17 protein-coding genes are annotated in these 17768 nt (G+C 68.2%); 7 read left to right on the top strand and 10 right to left on the bottom strand.

Going from position 1 to position 17768, the window contains the following annotated elements; all coding sequences use genetic code 11:
• Both OCU_RS30420 and OCU_RS30415 read right to left on the bottom strand, forming a co-directional pair.
• The gene (locus tag OCU_RS30420) at nt 1-1260 is read right to left on the bottom strand and encodes an IS30 family transposase (RefSeq protein WP_168162058.1); all 1260 of its coding nucleotides are present in this window, start codon (nt 1258-1260) and stop codon (nt 1-3) included.
• Between the two features lie 167 nt (nt 1261-1427).
• A complete protein-coding gene (locus OCU_RS30415; RefSeq protein WP_026071427.1) occupies nt 1428-2279 on the bottom strand; it encodes a Bax inhibitor-1/YccA family protein in 852 nt (283 codons plus the stop codon).
• A 226-nt stretch (nt 2280-2505) separates the two neighbouring features.
• On the opposite strand from OCU_RS30415, the gene OCU_RS30410 reads away from it, so the two are divergent.
• The 4 genes from OCU_RS30410 to OCU_RS30395 are packed head-to-tail and all read left to right on the top strand — an operon-like array spanning nt 2506 to nt 6784.
• Entirely contained in the window at nt 2506-3543 is a 1038-nt protein-coding gene (locus OCU_RS30410) for an enoyl-CoA hydratase/isomerase family protein (protein ID WP_009957778.1), read from the top strand.
• Between the two features lie 13 nt (nt 3544-3556).
• The gene (locus OCU_RS30405; protein ID WP_008254287.1) at nt 3557-4339 is read left to right on the top strand and encodes an enoyl-CoA hydratase; all 783 of its coding nucleotides are present in this window, start codon (nt 3557-3559) and stop codon (nt 4337-4339) included.
• Between the two features lie 8 nt (nt 4340-4347).
• Nucleotides 4348-6120 (top strand): alpha/beta hydrolase, encoded by a 1773-nt coding sequence (locus tag OCU_RS30400; protein ID WP_009957777.1) that lies wholly within the window; start codon nt 4348-4350, stop codon nt 6118-6120.
• A 4-nt stretch (nt 6121-6124) separates the two neighbouring features.
• The gene (locus tag OCU_RS30395) at nt 6125-6784 is read left to right on the top strand and encodes a TetR/AcrR family transcriptional regulator (RefSeq protein WP_009957775.1); all 660 of its coding nucleotides are present in this window, start codon (nt 6125-6127) and stop codon (nt 6782-6784) included.
• Between the two features lie 200 nt (nt 6785-6984).
• Here OCU_RS30395 and OCU_RS30390 read toward each other — a convergent pair whose 3' ends face one another.
• Nucleotides 6985-7422: a rhodanese-like domain-containing protein gene (locus tag OCU_RS30390; protein ID WP_009957774.1), complete on the bottom strand. Its 438-nt coding sequence runs from the start codon at nt 7420-7422 to the stop codon at nt 6985-6987.
• A complete protein-coding gene (locus OCU_RS30385; protein ID WP_225337483.1) occupies nt 7419-8033 on the bottom strand; it encodes a cupin domain-containing protein in 615 nt (204 codons plus the stop codon). The genes OCU_RS30390 and OCU_RS30385 overlap by 4 nt, the downstream gene beginning before the upstream one ends.
• A 115-nt stretch (nt 8034-8148) precedes the next feature.
• Between OCU_RS30385 and OCU_RS30380 the strand changes: the two genes are divergently transcribed.
• Together OCU_RS30380 and OCU_RS30375 are read left to right on the top strand one after the other, a co-directional pair.
• Nucleotides 8149-8604 carry a lipoprotein LpqV gene (locus OCU_RS30380; RefSeq protein WP_179293413.1) on the top strand — a complete coding sequence of 152 codons (456 nt, stop codon included), beginning with the start codon at nt 8149-8151 and terminating at the stop codon, nt 8602-8604.
• A 100-nt stretch (nt 8605-8704) separates the two neighbouring features.
• Nucleotides 8705-9775, top strand: coding sequence for a patatin-like phospholipase family protein (locus tag OCU_RS30375; RefSeq protein ID WP_193375135.1), 1071 nt, complete (start codon nt 8705-8707; stop codon nt 9773-9775).
• 25 nt (nt 9776-9800) lie between these two features.
• Here the strand turns inward: OCU_RS30375 and OCU_RS30370 are convergent, their stop codons facing one another.
• The 4 genes from OCU_RS30370 to OCU_RS30355 are packed head-to-tail and all read right to left on the bottom strand — an operon-like array spanning nt 9801 to nt 13754.
• Complete coding sequence (locus OCU_RS30370; protein WP_036458371.1) at nt 9801-10670, bottom strand: patatin-like phospholipase family protein; 870 nt, start codon at nt 10668-10670, stop codon at nt 9801-9803.
• Nucleotides 10671-10694: 24 nt separating this feature from the next.
• Nucleotides 10695-11585: a class II glutamine amidotransferase gene (locus OCU_RS30365; RefSeq protein WP_014379370.1), complete on the bottom strand. Its 891-nt coding sequence runs from the start codon at nt 11583-11585 to the stop codon at nt 10695-10697.
• Nucleotides 11586-11613: 28 nt separating this feature from the next.
• A complete protein-coding gene (locus tag OCU_RS30360; RefSeq protein ID WP_014379369.1) occupies nt 11614-12087 on the bottom strand; it encodes an SRPBCC family protein in 474 nt (157 codons plus the stop codon).
• A 35-nt stretch (nt 12088-12122) separates the two neighbouring features.
• On the bottom strand, nt 12123-13754 hold the full coding sequence (locus OCU_RS30355) for a fatty acid--CoA ligase (RefSeq protein WP_014379368.1): 1632 nt from the start codon (nt 13752-13754) through the stop codon (nt 12123-12125).
• Nucleotides 13755-14093: 339 nt separating this feature from the next.
• On the opposite strand from OCU_RS30355, the gene OCU_RS30350 reads away from it, so the two are divergent.
• On the top strand, nt 14094-15353 hold the full coding sequence (locus tag OCU_RS30350) for an IS30 family transposase (RefSeq protein ID WP_168162058.1): 1260 nt from the start codon (nt 14094-14096) through the stop codon (nt 15351-15353).
• Nucleotides 15354-15443: 90 nt separating this feature from the next.
• On the opposite strand, the gene OCU_RS30345 is transcribed toward OCU_RS30350, so the two are convergent.
• A complete protein-coding gene (locus tag OCU_RS30345; protein ID WP_225337482.1) occupies nt 15444-16535 on the bottom strand; it encodes a YncE family protein in 1092 nt (363 codons plus the stop codon).
• Nucleotides 16536-16932: 397 nt separating this feature from the next.
• On the bottom strand, nt 16933-17694 hold the full coding sequence (locus tag OCU_RS30340) for a DUF427 domain-containing protein (protein WP_014379365.1): 762 nt from the start codon (nt 17692-17694) through the stop codon (nt 16933-16935).
• Between the last annotated feature and the right edge of the window lie 74 nt (nt 17695-17768).

Here is a 17768-nt window from a genome sequence, read left to right as displayed (position 1 = left end):
TCAAGGTTTGGTTGCAACAGTGGTTCCTGTCGGAGTTGACAGTAGCCGGTTGAGGACCTGGGCGGGGCTGTCCCAACCGAAGCGTTTACGTGGGCGTTCGTTGAGTTCGGCGGCAACCTCGGCGAGGTAGTCCACCGAGTGCACGGATAAGTCGGTGCCTTTCGGGAAGTATTGGCGCAGAAGGCCATTGGTGTTCTCGTTGCTGCCACGCTGCCAGGGTGAGTGCGGATCGCAGAAGTAGATGTCGATGCCGGCGTCGATACTGATGCGGGCATGGCGCAGCATCTCGTGGCCTTGATCCCAGGTCAGCGAGCGGCGCAGCGCTTCAGGCAGGGTTTTGATGGTGGTGATCATCGCCTCAGCCACCGTGTCGGGATCGCGCCGGGCGGGCAGGTGCAGCAGTTGCACGAATCCGGTGGAGCGTTCCACCAGGGTGCCGATCTGGGAATGCTGGTTTTTGCCCAGGATCAGATCGCCCTCCCAGTGCCCGGGCACCGCGCGGTCAGCAGCCTCGGCGGGCCGCTCGCTGATGTTGACCATGCCCGGGATGCGGCCACAGCCAGTGCGGGCGCCGACCCTGGCACGTGGCTTGCGTAAGGCCCGCCCGGTCCGCAAACACTTGGTCAACTCGCGGCGCAGTTCCCCGCGTCCTTGCACGTAGAGCGCCTTGTAGATGGTTTCGTGGGACACCTGCATCTCCGGGCGATCGGGATAAGTCTTGGCCAACACCGAAGCGATCTGCTCGGGGCTGTACTTCTTGGCTAACCACGCTTGCACCTCGGTGCGCAAGACCGGGCAGCGACCCAGCTTGCCGGTCTTAGGCCGGCGCGCTCGCTGCTCACTGCGCAGCTGAGCAATCCGCGCCGAATAGCCTGATTTCGCGTCCCAGCCGGCCCGGCGGGCTCCGAAGCGATACCGGGCGCGATACCGGCCCACATACCCTCGCATCACGCCGTTGTGGGCGATCTCGCGCATGATCGTCGAAGGGGCCCGGCCCAACCGACGTGCCATCGAGCGGATCGACTCGCCTTGAGCCGCGCCGATCATGATCTGTTCGCGCTCATCCGCAGACAGCCGCGGCCGTTTCTGCCCCTCAGGGACAACCCATCGTGGATTCACGCCACCAAATCTGCGAAACCACTTGCTCCCGCACGTCGCCGACACGCCGACCGCACCCCCGGCATCCTCCGACGACAACCCCGCCGCGATCAATTCCCAATACCGACGCTGCACCGCCAACAGCTGAGGCTCACCCGTCATCAACACCCCTAACTACGAAGTGTTGCAATCACCCCTTGAGCCCAAGCCGAGCCAGCGCACCGCTGGTTCACTCTCGACGCCGGCGCTTCACACTCAACGGCAGTGCACGAGGACCGCAGACAAAAAACCGGCACGCCCATCGGCGTGCCGGTTTTCGTGTGGCAGAGCTAATCGTTTTGTAGATAGCTGAGCAGGCGCAGGATCTCGATGTACAGCCAGACCAGCGTCACGGTCAGGCCCAGCGCGATGCCCCATGCCGCCTTCTCCGGCGCACCGGCGCGGACCATCTGGTCGGCCGCGTCGAAGTCGATCAGGAAGCTGAACGCCGCGATGCCGATGCACACCAGCGAGAAGATGATCGCGAGTGGGCCGCCGCTGCGCAGGCCCAGGCCCGCGCCGCCGCCGACACCGAACATGGCCAGCACGAAGTTGCCGAGCATCAGGGCCAGCACGCCGAACAGGGCGGCGACCACCATGCGGGTGAACTTGGGCGTGACCCGGATGGCGCCGGTCTTGTAGACGACCAGCATGCCGAAGAACACCCCGAAGGTGCCCATGACGGCCTCCCCGATCAACACGCCGGCGTTGGCGTTCGACACCGAGAAGTGGGCGAAGACGAACGAAAGCGCTCCCAGGAACAGACCCTCGAGTACGGCGTAGCTGAGCACGATCGCCGGGCTGTCCTGCTTGCGACCGAAGGTCGCGACCAGCACCAGGCCCAGGCCGCCGAGCGCGCCGATCAGGGTCAGCGGCATCGCCAGCGCGAGGTTCGAGACCACCAAGAAGTAGGAGACGACGGCGGAGGCCGCCAGCACGGCCAGCGTGATGCCGGTCTTGGTGACGACGTCGTCGATGGTCAGGGGGCGCGAAGGCCGGGCCTCCTGGTACGGGGCCTGGTAGGGAGCCGCATAGGGGTCGGCCTGGTAGCCCTGCATCGGGGCCGCGCCAGTGCCGAATTGCGCGTATCCGCCCCTCTGCTTAGGCAGCGAACGAAATACCGGGTTGCTTGTCTCCCGCACCGTCGGATCCTCTCTTGTTGGCTTCGAGCTGTGCGAACACCATCTCAACGATCAGCGGTCCACCCAGGTTCCCAGCCGAGCTGGGCATTTTGCGGAGTTCTCGAGCCTTGGAAGGCTTAAGCCGTTGTCGTCGCGTTAAACATAACCCTTACCCGCGCATACCGCGCCGGTCGTGACGATCTAGATTTCTTCCTCGAGGCTGGACCGGCGCGAGGGAGGCTAAGGCGTGACCGACGGATCCGATGAGGTTCTCACCGAGGTTGACGGAAGCGTCGGCTTGATCACGCTCAACCGGCCCAAGGCGATCAACTCGCTGAACCAACGGATGGTGGACGATCTGACCGCCATCCTCACCGGCTGGGCCGGCGACGAGGCGGTGCGCGCGGTGGTGCTCTCCGGCGCCGGTGAACGCGGACTGTGCGCGGGCGGCGACGTGGTCTCGATCTACCACAGCGCGCGCAAGGACGGGGCGGAGGCGCGACGCTTCTGGCGCGACGAATATCTGCTCAACGCCCAGATCGCCGACTTCGCCAAGCCATACGTCGCGGTGATGGACGGCATCGTGATGGGTGGCGGTGTGGGCGTCAGCGCGCACGCGAACACCCGGGTGGTGACCGACACCTCCAAGATCGCCATGCCCGAGGTCGGAATCGGCTTCATCCCCGACGTCGGCGGGGTTTACCTGCTGTCGCGCGCGCCCGGCGGCCTGGGCCTGCACGCCGCGCTGACCGGGGCGCCGTTCTCGGGAGCCGACGCCATCGCCATGGGCTTCGCCGACCACTACGTGCCGCACGCCGACATCGAGGCGTTCCGTCGGGCGATCGTCGGGGACGGAGTCGAGAACGCGCTCGCCAAATACACCGTCGAACCGCCACCGAGTGAACTTGCCGCACAACGCGATTGGATCGACGACTGCTTCGCGCGCGACACGGTCGAGGACATCGTCGCGGCCCTCGCGGGCCACGGCGCGGGCCCGGCGAACGACGCCGCCAACCTGATCGCCACCCGCTCCCCCATCGCGTTGTCGGTGACGCTGGAGGCGGTACGCCGCGCGGCCGAATTGGAAACGCTCAAAGACGTTCTCGTTCAGGACTATCGGGTGTCCTCGGCGTCGCTGCGCTCACACGACCTGGTCGAGGGAATTCGCGCGCAGCTGATCGACAAGGATCGCAATCCCAAGTGGTCGCCGGCGCAGCTGGCCGCCGTCACGGCGGCCGATGTCGAGGCGTATTTCACCCCGGTCGACGACGACCTGAGTTTCTAGAAAGGCGGCCCAGATGACAGACACGCAGTACGAGACCATCCTCGTCGAGCGCGAGGAGCGCGTCGGCATCATCACCCTGAACCGGCCGAAGGCCCTCAACGCGCTGAACACCCAGGTGATGAACGAGGTCACCAGTGCGGCAGCGGATTTCGACGACGACCCCGGCATCGGCGCGATCATCATCACCGGCTCGGCCAAAGCGTTCGCCGCCGGCGCCGACATCAAGGAGATGGCCGAGCTGACGTTCGCCGACGCCTTCGGCGCCGACTTCTTCGCCCCCTGGGGCAGACTCGCCGAGGTCCGCACCCCGACGATCGCCGCGGTGGCCGGGCACGCGCTCGGTGGCGGCTGCGAGCTGGCCATGATGTGCGACGTGCTGATCGCCGCCGACACAGCGAAATTCGGCCAGCCCGAGATCAAACTCGGTGTGCTGCCCGGCATGGGCGGCTCGCAGCGCCTGACCCGCGCCATCGGCAAGGCCAAGGCCATGGACCTCATCCTGACCGGGCGCACCATCGACGCCGCGGAGGCCGAACGGAGCGGGCTGGTTTCGCGCGTGGTGCCCGCCGACGACCTACTGACCGAGGCGAAGAAAGTCGCGACCACCATTTCCCAGATGTCGCGGTCGGCGTCGCGGATGGCCAAAGAGGCCGTCAACCGCGCGTTCGAATCCACGCTGGCCGAGGGGCTGCTCTACGAACGCCGGCTGTTCCACTCCACTTTCGCGACCGAGGACCAATCCGAGGGGATGGCGGCCTTCGTCGAGAAGCGCGCGCCGAACTTCACCCACCGCTAGGACGCACCATGAGCGAACCCGGCTCCGCGACCAACGTCGACACCGGCGACAAGCCGGCGGACGACGTCGAGGAATCCGCGGTCGCCGTTTCACAGGCCCCGCCCGCCCCGCGGGCCGGGCGCGCCGCCCCCACTCTGCCGTGGACCGAAAAGCCTTGGTGGGTGCGGCATTACACATTCACCGGCACCACGGTCGGCCTGGTCTTCATCTGGCTTTCGCTGACGCCCTCGCTGCTGCCGCGCGGCCCGTTGTTCCAGGGACTCGTCAGCGGGCTCTCCGGCGCCATCGGCTATGGGCTGGGCGTCTTTTCGGTCTGGTTGGTGCGGTTCATGCGGGAAAAGGATCACAGCCCGCCGCCGCCACGCTGGGCCTGGAAGGTGCTGATCCCGATCGGTGTGGTCGGCCAGGTACTGATGGCGATCTGGTTCCACGTGTGGCAGGACGACGTGCGCGACCTGATGGGCGTGCCACATTTGGAGTGGTACGACTACCCGCTATCGGGAGTCCTCTCGCTGGTGGTGCTGTTCACGGTGGTCGAAATCGGCCAGTTCACCCGCTGGTTGGTCCGCTTCCTGGTCGGTCAGGTCGACCGGTTCGTGCCGTTTCGGCTCTCGGCGACCATCGTGGTCGTCACGCTGGCGGTCCTGACCGTCACCGTGCTCAACGGCGTCGTGCTCAAGTTCGCCATGCGCACCATGAACGACACCTTCGCCTCGGCCAACAACGAGATGAACCCCGACAGCGCGCCGCCGAAGACCGCGCTGCGCTCCGGCGGACCGGAGTCGCTGGTGTCGTGGGAATCCCTTGGCCACCAAGGGCGCGTCTTCGTCGAGGGCGGTCCCAAGGTCGGCGATCTGACCGCGTTCAACGGCGCCCCTGCGACCGAACCGATACGGGCCTATGCGGGGCTGAACTCCGCCGACGGCATCACCGCGACCGCCGAACTCGCCGCGCGCGAGCTGCAGCGCACGGGCGGGCTGCGGCGCGCGGTCGTCGCGGTCGCGACCACCACCGGCACCGGCTGGATCAACGAGGCGGAGGCCACCGCCCTCGAGTACATGTACAACGGCAACACCGCGATCGTCAGCATGCAGTATTCGTTCCTGCCGAGCTGGCTGTCGTTTCTGGTGGACAAGGAGAACGCCCGGCACGCCGGCCAGGCGCTGTTCGAGGCCGTCGACCGGCTGATCCGCCAGATGCCGGAAGCCCAACGCCCCAAGCTGGTCGTGTTCGGTGAGAGCCTCGGCTCGTTCGGCGGCGAGGCGTCGTTCATGAGCCTGAACAACGTGCTCGCCCGCACCGACGGCGCCCTGTTCAGCGGGCCGACGTTCCAGAACACCATCTGGACCGACCTCACCACGACACGCGACCCCGGGTCCCCCGAATGGCTGCCGATCTACGACGACGGCCGCTACGTCCGCTTCGTGGCCCGCGCGGGCAACCTGGCGCGCCCGAAGGATCCGTGGGATCACCCGCGGGTGGTCTATCTGCAGCACGCCTCGGACCCGATCGCCTGGTGGACCCCGGACCTGGTGTTCAGCAAGCCCGACTGGTTGCGGGAGCGGCGCGGCTATGACGTGTTGCCGCAGACGCGCTGGATCCCGGTCGTCACCTTCCTTCAGGTGTCGGCGGACATGGCCGTCGCGGTGGACGTCCCCGACGGGCACGGTCACCGTTACGTCGCCGACGTCGCCGACGGCTGGGCGGCGGTGATGTCGCCGCCCGGGTGGACACCGGAGAAGACGGCCCGGCTGCGGCCGCTCCTGCACGCCGAAGGCTAGCCGGGTGGGCCGGGAACCGGTGTCCCCGTCTGGGATTCAGAAGCGGCGCGGTAGACGCCAGGGCGAGCCGGTATCGCGCGACGCGGTCCTTCGCGCGGCGAAGCGGCAGTTCGCCGCCCATGGCTACGACAAGACGACGCTGCGCGCGATCGCCGACGATGCGCGAGTTGATCCTTCGATGGTTCTCTATCTCTTCGGCTCGAAGGCGGCATTGTTTCGCGAATCGCTGAAGCTGGTGCTGCCCGCTGACCTGCTGACGACCGAGATCGCACGCAACGACGACGATCTGGGCTGCCGCGTAGTGCGCGCCTACCTGGGTATCTGGGAGCAGCCCGACACGGCCTCGAGCATGGCGTCGATGGTGCGGTCGGCGACGTCGAACGGCGACGCCAACGACGCGTTTCGCGGATTCCTGCACGACTACCTGCTCACCGCGGTGGCCAGCGCTTTGGGCGGTGGAGATGAGGCGCGGCTGCGCGCAACGCTGGCCGCGACCAACCTCGTCGGCACCGGAATGCTGCGCTACGTCATGCGGGTGCCTCCGCTGTCGTCGCTCGGGGTCGACGAGGTGGTCGGGTTGGTGGGGCCGGCGGTGCATCGGTTCTTGACCGCACCCGCCGACGAGCTGGGGCTGGACCCGACGTCGCAATCAGCCGACGGTTAGCGATTAATTCAATCGTTATTGAAATTTGCTCGTAGCCCCGCTAGAGTTCTGCGCCGGGGGGCCGACGAACGGAGTCCTCATGTCACGTCTAGCCGCGAAACTCGTCGTTGCGGCGGTCCTCGCACTCACCGCCGTCACCGCGGCCGCGTGCGTTCCCAGTGCCGAATCACCCGTCGGGGTTGCAGTTAACTAGCGGCCGGCTAGATCCAGCGGCGGGCGCCCGCGGCCGCGTCGGCCAACGGGGCGCCGGACGCACCGCCGGCCAGCTGGGTGAGCACGCCCGCGCCGGCCAACGCGTGATACCCGCCGATGACGTCGGTGGCGCGGTGCAGGCCGATGTCCAGCAGCGCGGCCGCAGCCAGGCTGGACGTGTAGCCCTCCGAGCACAGGATCACCCATTCGACGTCGTCGCCGACGGCTTCGGGCAGTTTGGCGTCGCTGGTGGGGTCGCAGCGCCACTCCAGGACGTTGCGTTCGATCACCAGCGCCCCGGGCACCTCCCCCTCGCGGAACCGCTGGGCCTGGGGGCGGATGTCGACGAGCACCGCGCCGCGCCGCAGCGCGTCGGGCACTTCGGTGGCGGGCAGGCGGCGATACCGGCGCCGGGCGGACCTCAAGACGACGTCGATGCGGCTCACGGCGATCCTTCCGGCTGGTCGGTCAGTTCGGTGCGTTGCCGGCGCAACGTGTTGCGGTCGGTGATGTCGTAGTACGACATGGCGGTCAGGGGCGGCGAGTACGCGTGCACGCTCAGGGTCGGCTGCGCCGGCCCGGCGCTCGCACCCGGCAACCCCGTGACCGGCACGGTGACCGGCCGCGGCGCCCAGACAACGTCGTGCACCCAGCCCAGCGGGAACCCGGCCTGGTCGCCGGCGTCGAGCCGACGGCGCCGCAAAGCCCTTCCGTCCCAACGGTATTCATTGAGCGAGCCGGAAACGACGGTCAACGCACCCAGCGACCCGCCGTGGTCGTGCAGCTCGGTCGGATGGCCGGGCACCCAGCTGATCAGCCAGACGTCGAGCTCCTCGTCGCCGTGGATGCGGGTGAACCAGCGCTGCGACTCCGGGATGCCGCCCTCGGGCAGCAGGTGGTCGCAGCGCCCGCTGAGCACGTCGTCGGCGGCCTGGTCGGTCGCGTGCAACAGGTCTGGCACCCGCAGCGGGGTCGGGCCCGCGGACGGGGACGAAAGGGTTCGTGGGTGCGTGACCGCGGCGGTGACGGGCGCTGCCCCGGCAAGGGACAAAGTCATGGGGGGAACTCCAGAGCGAAAGAGGATCGAACGGGCGGCGGCGTGTTACGGCCGACAACACTCGCAAAATCCGAAGCGCTCCATCACGGCAGCCAGTGTTGCATAGATTGAGACCGTGCGCTGGCGCGGTGGTCGACCCCGGCGGCGGGGCGCGGCGGTTGCCGCGGCCCTTGTAGTGGGCGTCCTGCTGGCGGTCGCGGGCTGCTCGCAGGGCGGCCAGCACGGCGCACCGGCCCCCTCGTCGGCGCCGCAATCGGACAGCGCCGGCGGCCCGGGCTCGGTGCCGGCGGGCGCCATCGGCGTGTCCCCCGGCGGCGTGACCACCAGGGTCGACGTCCCCGCACACTCAACCGAGGAGGAGTACTACCAGGCCTGTCACGCCGCAAAAGTGTGGATGGATGGCCAGCCCAGGACCGGCGCGTCGCTGTTCGAGCCCTATCTGGCCATGCTGCAGGCGTCGCCGTCGGGCACGGCGGGCAGCTGGAACGCCCCCTGGTCGAAGCTGACCCCGGCCCGGCAGGCCGCCGTGATCGTCGCCGCGCGGGCGGCGGCCAACGACGAGTGCGGGTAGCGCCGCGCGCCGGCGCCCTCCCCCGCGGAGTAATTACGATCACGGCTGAAAAAAGTCCGCGCGCGGCCCGCTGAGGACCCCCGCCGCGCAAAATGGTGGGGTGCCTGACGAACTTCCGCGTCGCTCGGCACCGACTCGGGTGGCACTGGCGCTCGGCAGCGGTGGCGCCCGCGGCTACGCGCACATCGGGGTGATCGAGGCGCTGCGCGAACGCGGTTATGACATCGTCGGCATCTCCGGCTCGTCGATGGGCGCGCTGGTCGGCGGCCTGCACGCGGCCGGGCGGCTCGACGAGTTCTCCGAGTGGGCGAAGTCCCTGACCCAGCGCACCATCCTGCGGCTGCTGGACCCGTCGATCAGCGCGGCCGGCGTGATGCGAGCCGGAAAGATCCTGGACGCGGTGCGCGACATCCTGGGTCCGGTCGCCATCGAAGACTTGCGGATCCCGTACACCGCGGTGGCGACCGACCTGCTGGCGGGAAAGTCGGTGTGGTTTCAGCGCGGCCCACTCGACGAGGCGATCCGGGCGTCGATCGCCATCCCGGGGGTGATCGCGCCGCACGCGGTCGACGGGCGGCTGTTGGCCGACGGCGGCATCCTGGACCCGCTGCCGATGGCCCCGCTGTCGGCCGTCAACGCCGACCTGACCATCGCGGTGAACCTGTCCGGCAGCGAGGCGATCACCACCCGGGAAGCGGAGCCGGGGGCCACCGCCGAATGGTTGACCCGCATGCTGCGCAGCACCTCCGCGCTGCTCGACACGGCCGCCGCCCGCTCGTTGCTCGACCGGCCGACCGCCCGGGCGGTACTGAGCAGGCTGGGCGGGCCGGGCGGCGAGCCGGATGACTGGTCGGACAACCCCGACGAAGAGCCGTCACCGGCCGACGCTGTCGCCGGCGAGCTGGCCGCCGCGGTGTCCGACGTGCCGAAGTTGGGCAGCTTCGAGGTGATGAACCGGACGATCGACATCGCGCAGGCCGCCCTGGCGCGTCACACGCTGGCGGTCTACCCGCCCGACCTGCTCATCGAGGTTCCGCGGTCGACGTGTCGGGCCCTGGAATTTCACCGGGCGGTGGAGGTGATCGCCACCGGCCGAGCGCTCGCGGATGACGCCCTGGACTCGCTGGAAGCCGGGCGCGACGACGCCGTCCCGCCCGCGATCGATCGCTAAAGGTTGTGTGCGGCAACCAAATCCGTCACAAGCCCAGGAACCGGGCGATGGCCGCGGCTTCGCGGCGACCCTGCTCGCGCCCGGCCAGGGCCGAGGGGATGCGGCAGCCCGGATCCAAGGCGTTGGGCCCGAAGGCGGCCAGCGAATCGGCGTCGGCGAACACCGCGAACGCCGCCCCGGGAAACGATGAGACCTCGGCGGCGGGCCCGGCGCCGAACGGCGACGGCGCGTCGATGCCCGAGGGCACCAGCACCACCGCGACGTCACAGTCGGCGGCGACCACGAGGTTGACCGAGCTGGCCACCCCGCCGTCCATGTAGTGGCGGTCCGCGATCGACACCGGCGGCCACGCCCCGGGCACCGCGCAGCTGGCCGCCACGGCATCGACGAGGTCGACGCCCGATTCGCGGTCGAAGACGGTCAGCTCTCCGGTGGCGACGTCGATGGCGGTGAGCCGCACCGCGCGCTCGGGCCACTCGTGCGACGGCAGGCGCTGCGCGATCACCTGGCGGCGCACCGGCGCGGGAACGGTTTCGGTCGCCAGGGCCACGGCCCCGATCCGCTGCATTTGTTGGCGGGTCTTGTCCAGCGGCTCCTCGTACGGCGCGGCCAGGGCGGTCAGGAACAGTTCGGTGATGGTGTCGACGTCGACGCCGGAGTCGATTTCGGCCGACGACTCGGAGACTTGCCGGTCGAACAGCTCGTCCAGCGTGTGGCCGCTGCCGAGCTGCGCGGCGACGGCCGAGCCCGCCGACGTCCCCACCAGCACGTCCGATTCGATCAACAGCCGGGCCGCGGCCGGCGACTCGTCGGCGATGCCCCGCAGAACACCTGTCTCCCAGGCGATTCCCGCGATCCCGCCACCCGCCAGCACCAGGGCGCGTTTGTTCGTCACGCTCACCAACTCTGCCAAACGTCCTCAGACCAGCCGCCGGGTGCTCGGCAGGGCGTGTTGCGAGTCCTCCACCGGCGTGCTCAGGTCCTCGCGGCGCAACAGCTGGTTGGGCGGCTCGGGCAGCACCAGACTGCGGGTGACGCGCAACCCGGCGTCGACGTGAATCAGCTCGCCGGGCTCGAGAAGGCGCCAGCGCGGGTCGGCGTCCATGCGTTCGGTGGCGAACACCACCGACGGCCGCGTGCACAGGTGCTCGGAGCGCGCGTGAATTCGTATGGTGTGCAAGTCGAATTCGGGGTCTTGGGACGCCACACCGTCGGATCGATCCAAGACGTAGAGCTCGTGGGTTTGCGGGTAACGCAGCGCCCACATGTCGGTGGCCGTGCTCAGCAGCACGTTGACCGCGTAGATCGGAACGTGCTCGGCGAGCCATCGCATGGCGTCGACGAGCCCCGCGGTGATGTCGCCGCCGCGGGCCCGGATCGAGCCGGTGATCAAGCCGAACACGCGCTCGGAGTCGGTGTCGCCCAATACCAAATCGGCGGTACCGATCTCGCGCAGCCGCTCGTCGATGATGTCCAGCCCTTCGAGGACGCCGTTGTGCGCGAAGATCCGGTCGTCCTGCATAAACGGGTGGGTGTTGCGGATGTCGAGCGAGCCGGTGGTGGCGTAGCGGACGTGGGCGATGACGGTGGTGCCGGTCAACCGGTGCGCCTCGGTCGCGAATGCGGCGTCCTGCCAGGCCGCTATCGGCTCCTTGTAGAGGTGCGGCGCGGCGTGCTCGTCGAAGATGCCCAGGCCGGTGCCGTCGGGGTTTCGCCGGCTCTGTTCGGACAGGCTGTCCGGCGCGTCCAGCAGCCAGAAGGTCGCGGTGCACGCGTGCGTCCCGGCGTGCAGGCCAAAGAGTCGGCACATGGCTTCACACCGTAACGGTTCGCGGCTCTCACTTCGTCAGCAAGGCCGACAAGTTGGCCAGCGCGCGCCGCGCGTAGCCCTTCCACATCCTGCCCAGCAGCGGGAGCGCCCAGGCCGTGCGCGGCGACTTCGGGTGGATGTCCCAGCGCCAGGTGATCTCGGTTCCGGCGGCCGCCGGTGTGAAAATCCATTCGCCCACAACGTGATCGACCAGCAACGCCATCGGGCCGGTGACCTCGCAGAGCCGGTAGCCGAACGAGCGCGGCGGGTCGACACTGGTCAGCTCCTCGCGCATGGTGGCGCCGCCGGCCAGGTGCACGATGCGGGTCTGCCCCGCCGCGTCCCAGGCGCCGGTCTGCTCGCGCACGTCGCGGATCGGCGGGAACGGGCCGTACCAGCGGTTGAACAGCGTGGGCAGTGGCATCGGCAGCGTCCGGCCGAACGCGTCGTGCACCGCGACCGGTGTGACGACGGATTGGTCGACGACGAGTGAATGTGTCACTGCCTCAAGCCTTTCCGGTCTCGTTGCGGCGTCGATCAGTCGCGGGCTTCGACCACCTGGTAGCCGTCTTCGGCGTAGCGCGAGCGAATGGCTTTCTTGTCGTACTTGCCGACGCTGGTGCGGGGGATCTCGTCGACGAACGTCCACCGTTCGGGCAGCCACCACCGAGCGACCTTGTCCGCGAGGAAGTTTCGCAGCTGCCCCGGGCTGACCGACGCGCCCTCCTTGGCCACGATCACCGCGAGTGGGCGTTCCTCCCAGCGTTCGTCGGGGACGCCGACCACCGCGGCCTCGACCACCTCGGGGTGGCCGATGAGGACGTTCTCCAGCTCCACCGAGGAGATCCATTCCCCGCCGGATTTGATGACGTCTTTGGCCCGGTCGGTCAGCGTGACGAAACCGCGGCCGTCGATGCGGCCCACGTCGCCGGTGCGCAGCCAGCCGGAGTCGAACTTCGACTCGTCGTGGCCCAGGTAGTAGGAGCCGGCGATCCACGGGCCGCGGACCTCCACCTCCCCCACGGCGACGCCGTCGTTGGGCAGCACCTGGCCGTCGTCGTCGACGATCCGCATCTCCACCCCGCAGACCGGTTGGCCCTGGGTTCCGCGGAAGGCCCAGTGCTGGTCCTCGGGGGTGCCCGGCGGTGGCCAGGCCATGGTCGCCAGCGGCGACGTCTCCGTCATGCCCCACAGCTGCCGGATCTGCACGTCGTGCTTTTCCTCGAAGGTGCGCATCAGCGAGACCGGGACGGCCGAGCCGCCGCAGACCACCAGCCGCAGCGACGACAGGTCGTGGTCGGGGTCGTCCTCGAGGTGGTGCAGGACGGCGTTCCAGATCGTCGGCACCGCGCCGGTCACGGTGGGGCGCAGGTCTTCTACCATGCCGACCACCGATGCCGGGTCGAGGTGGCGATCCGGCAGCACCAAGTCGGCGCCGGCCATCAGCGCCGCGTACGGCAGTCCCCAGGCGTTGGCGTGGAACATCGGCACGATCGCCAGCACGCTGTCGACGGCCCCGACGCCGATGCCGTTCGTGGTGGACGCCGCCATGGTGTGCAGGTAACTCGAACGATGGCTGTACACCACGCCTTTCGGGTTGCCGGTGGTCCCGCTGGTGTAGCACATCGCCGCCGCGGATTTCTCGTCGATGTGCGGCCAGTCGAATTCGGTCGGCTCCGCGGCGATGGCGTCGGCGTAGTCCAGCACGGTCTTGCCCGATTCCCGCAGCGGTTCGGTGTCGCCCTCGCCGACGGCGATCACGGTGTGCACGGTCTCGAGGCGGGGCAGCACCGGGGCGAGCACGTTGATCAGGGAGGCGTCGACCAGCACCACCTGGTCTTCGGCTTCGTTGGCGACGTAGGCGATCTGTTCGGGGAACAGGCGGATGTTGAGGGTGTGCAGTACGGCGCCCATCGAGGGCACCGCCAGGTACGCCGTCAGGTGCTCGGAGTTGTTCCACATGAACGTCGCGACCCGTTGGTCACCGGTCACCCCGAGCCGGCGCAACGCATTCGCCAGCTGGGCGGCCCGGCAGCCCAGTTCCCGATAGCTCGTCGTGCGGTAGCCGTCCCCGGTGGCGGTGGTGACGGTGCGATCCCCGTGAACGCGGCAGCCATGGCGCATGATCGCGGTGATCGTCAACGGATAGTCCTGCATCGTGCCGTCCATCGATGTACCGCCTCACTCTCCGCGCGGCACCGTCCGTGCCAAGCCGCGAAATGCCGCGCCCGCATTCCGGGCCGACGGCGACGGGCCGTCGGCCGCTTCCACCCTAAGCCCGATTTCGGCGATCGTGACAGCAACCACCCGTGCCGGTCGCCCGCGACGTGGATCCCGTTCGGCGGGCGGGCCTTTCGGATGACTCTGCGGTTGAGTGTGCGTGCTCTGCCGACGACCCGCGCCCGCTGCCGTTGAGTGTGCGTCCCGGGAGTTGAGGGTGAACGCTGGGCGGCGACACGCCGCTTGGGCTCAAGGGGTGATTGCAACACTTCGTAGTTAGGGGTGTTGATGACGGGTGAGCCTCAGCTGTTGGCGGTGCAGCGTCGGTATTGGGAATTGATCGCGGCGGGGTTGTCGTCGGAGGATGCCGGGGGTGCGGTCGGCGTGTCGGCGACGTGCGGGAGCAAGTGGTTTCGCAGATTTGGTGGCGTGAATCCACGATGGGTTGTCCCTGAGGGGCAGAAACGGCCGCGGCTGTCTGCGGATGAGCGCGAACAGATCATGATCGGCGCGGCTCAAGGCGAGTCGATCCGCTCGATGGCACGTCGGTTGGGCCGGGCCCCTTCGACGATCATGCGCGAGATCGCCCACAACGGCGTGATGCGAGGGTATGTGGGCCGGTATCGCGCCCGGTATCGCTTCGGAGCCCGCCGGGCCGGCTGGGACGCGAAATCAGGCTATTCGGCGCGGATTGCTCAGCTGCGCAGTGAGCAGCGAGCGCGCCGGCCTAAGACCGGCAAGCTGGGTCGCTGCCCGGTCTTGCGCACCGAGGTGCAAGCGTGGTTAGCCAAGAAGTACAGCCCCGAGCAGATCGCTTCGGTGTTGGCCAAGACTTATCCCGATCGCCCGGAGATGCAGGTGTCCCACGAAACCATCTACAAGGCGCTCTACGTGCAAGGACGCGGGGAACTGCGCCGCGAGTTGACCAAGTGTTTGCGGACCGGGCGGGCCTTACGCAAGCCACGTGCCAGGGTCGGCGCCCGCACTGGCTGTGGCCGCATCCCGGGCATGGTCAACATCAGCGAGCGGCCCGCCGAGGCTGCTGACCGCGCGGTGCCCGGGCACTGGGAGGGCGATCTGATCCTGGGCAAAAACCAGCATTCCCAGATCGGCACCCTGGTGGAACGCTCCACCGGATTCGTGCAACTGCTGCACCTGCCCGCCCGGCGCGATCCCGACACGGTGGCTGAGGCGATGATCACCACCATCAAAACCCTGCCTGAAGCGCTGCGCCGCTCGCTGACCTGGGATCAAGGCCACGAGATGCTGCGCCATGCCCGCATCAGTATCGACGCCGGCATCGACATCTACTTCTGCGATCCGCACTCACCCTGGCAGCGTGGCAGCAACGAGAACACCAATGGCCTTCTGCGCCAATACTTCCCGAAAGGCACCGACTTATCCGTGCACTCGGTGGACTACCTCGCCGAGGTTGCCGCCGAACTCAACGAACGCCCACGTAAACGCTTCGGTTGGGACAGCCCCGCCCAGGTCCTCAACCGGCTACTGTCAACTCCGACAGGAACCACTGTTGCAACCAAACCTTGAAACCGCCCCGACGATCCCCGGCCCAGGATTCACACTCGAGGGCGAGGATTCACACACTCCGGGCGCCGCGCCGTCCCGCAGTGCAGCCGGCTAGGCCAGCGCCGGCTCCCACTGGGGCACATCGAACAGCCAGCCCGCGGTCGCGTCCGGGTGATCCGCGTCGCCGCTGTGTGGCGTCTGGCCCGAGTCGATGCGCGCCGCGGTGAGCACTCCGGAGTAGTCGGCGACGTACAGGTGGCTGCCGTCGGGGCTTTCCAGCACGCAGGACGGGTTCTTGGTCACCGTGACCTCGCCGAGGACGTCGAGCGCGCGCGTGCCCAGCACCGTGACGCGGTCGTCGCTGACCAGGTAGGCCCGCTCGCCGTCGCGGCTGAGCGTCATCCGCGCCAGCGGCCCGGTGATCTCGTTGATCTTGTGCGTCTTGACGAGTTTGTTCGCGCGGGTGTCGATGACGTCGAGCACCGAGCCCACGACCGGGCCGCAACTGGCGACGTATGCCGTGGCGCCGTCGCTGCTCAGCGCCACATCGCGGACGGGCAGACCGAGCTCGATCGTGCCGACCACGCGCGAGCGGCCGCCCACCCGGCCGCCATCGGATCGGGTGCGGGTTTCGACGACGGCGAGGCTGCCGCCGTTCGGCCCGTTGACCCCGACGTAGAGGCGCCGGCCGTCGGCGCTGGCCCGCACGCATGCGGTGGTCGTGCCGGGTGCGGTGGCCAGTTCGATCACCTCGAGTTCGCCCGTGGTGGTGTCCAGGACCGTCACGTCGGCGCCGCGAACGGCGTTTCGGCTCGCGTACAGGTGCTTTCCGTCGGCACTCACCGTCAGGTCGCTCACGCTGTGCGCGACCCGATGCGTGGCGATCCGCCAGTTCGTGACGACGTCGATGACTTCGATGGCGTCGTAGGCGGCGGTGGCGGTGCTGACGTAGGCGTAGTTCGCGTCCGCGCTGCTCATGGCGACGGCGGACGGTTCGCAGAGGCCGGCGAGGGTGCTCGAGACCCGAAGCGTGTGGGCGTCGATGACCGTTACCGCGTCGCGGGCATAGTTCGTGACGAGCAGCCGGCGACCGTCGCCGCTGAGGTCCATGTCGCTGATCGGGCCGTGGTGCACCGGGACTCGAACCACCGCGGTGTCGTCGACCGAGAACCCGGCCGCCGTTGGGTCGTATGCATCACTCACGCTGGTACCGCCTTTGCTGTGTTCGTCGGCCCTGGTGGCCAAGTGGCGCCGCCGCACACACGCGACGATTTGGCCTCCGGATCCACCGGCTTTCAGCACCGAAAGGCGCTGACGAGACTGGTTTTCGGTAGTCTACTGACCAAAAATCGCCTTAAAGCAGTTCGAAATGCCCGACGTTAGCTACGTCACTCGGCGCACTCAGGTTCTGCTCAGACTTCCAATCACGCTGTATCGCAATCGCTTACCCGTAGCGAAACGCACGCAAACCCGCTTCCGGCGGATTTTGCTTACACCGCTAACGATTCGCGTTTCCGCTCGACCGAGGCTTTAGTAAGGAATTCTCAGGATTTGCCGTCAGCGAGGCGAATATCACACCGCCGCGATTCGGCCGCCGCCGCTAGCTGAACTGCGTCTGCGGCCGCGCCAATGGGGCCCCGTCGACGACGATGTCGACCTTTTCGTTGTAGAAGGCGATCAGGCCGGCGATCTGACCGACCGCGGGCAGCGGATAGTGGTAGGTCCACGCCAGGTCCTCGTGCACGATGTCACCCACTCGCACCGACCAATATCCCGACGTCGTTCCCTTGTACGGGCACAATGTCTGTGTGGTGCTGGGTTGCAGGTGCTCGAAGACGACGTCGGTAGGATCGATGTAATACCTTGTGGGCAAGCCTGTTTCGAACAGCAACACGGGAGATTTGGTGGCCGCCAAGGTGATTCCGTCGAGCTCCACCCGGACATGGCGGTGCGAGCGCAGGGCGTCGACACGCGAATAGGGGTTGCGCGGGTGACCGTAGACCGGCTCGTCCTCTTCGAACCAGCGCAACGGATTCCATTCGAACCGCACGGTGCCCGCCAGCGGGCTGTCGCTGTCGGCGTCGAATACCCGCGCGGCGGACGCATGCGTCTGGCCTTCGGCCACCAGGGAGTACAGCCGCGACGGGCCGAATTGCACTGTCTGCGCGTGGTTCTCGTCGCGCAGGAACTCGGTGCGGACGTCGGCCAGCGGAATGTAGTACTGCGGGTAGTAGGGGACCTCCCACACGTAGCGCGCGGCGGTGGTGTCGAAGACCAGCGCGTCGCCGAGAAAGCCACGGACCCGCCGGGGCGCGGGCTCGATCCTGCCCCGGGCGGCGGCCATTTGCGGATAGTCGGTCATGGTCGGCCGTATCCGGGCAGGTGGTGAATCCACACGATGCCCTCCGTCGGGCTGGGCGCGTTCATCACGACTCC

The organism is Mycobacterium intracellulare ATCC 13950 (assembly GCF_000277125.1).
Lineage (GTDB): Bacteria > Actinomycetota > Actinomycetes > Mycobacteriales > Mycobacteriaceae > Mycobacterium > Mycobacterium intracellulare.
This window is presented reverse-complemented; position numbering and strand designations above follow the sequence as displayed.

What these genes read in the sequence shown, in the direction of transcription:
- OCU_RS30420 (WP_168162058.1), bottom strand. Translation starts at nt 1,260, where the DNA reads ATGACGGGTGAGCCTCAGCTGTTGGCGGTGCAGCGTCGGTATTGGGAA.
- OCU_RS30405 (WP_008254287.1), top strand. Translation starts at nt 3,557, where the DNA reads ATGACAGACACGCAGTACGAGACCATCCTCGTCGAGCGCGAGGAGCGC.
- OCU_RS30400 (WP_009957777.1), top strand. Translation starts at nt 4,348, where the DNA reads ATGAGCGAACCCGGCTCCGCGACCAACGTCGACACCGGCGACAAGCCG.
- OCU_RS30385 (WP_225337483.1), bottom strand. Translation starts at nt 8,033, where the DNA reads ATGACTTTGTCCCTTGCCGGGGCAGCGCCCGTCACCGCCGCGGTCACG.
- OCU_RS30365 (WP_014379370.1), bottom strand. Translation starts at nt 11,585, where the DNA reads ATGTGCCGACTCTTTGGCCTGCACGCCGGGACGCACGCGTGCACCGCG.
- OCU_RS30355 (WP_014379368.1), bottom strand. Translation starts at nt 13,754, where the DNA reads ATGGACGGCACGATGCAGGACTATCCGTTGACGATCACCGCGATCATG.
- OCU_RS30350 (WP_168162058.1), top strand. Translation starts at nt 14,094, where the DNA reads ATGACGGGTGAGCCTCAGCTGTTGGCGGTGCAGCGTCGGTATTGGGAA.
- OCU_RS30340 (WP_014379365.1), bottom strand. Translation starts at nt 17,694, where the DNA reads ATGACCGACTATCCGCAAATGGCCGCCGCCCGGGGCAGGATCGAGCCC.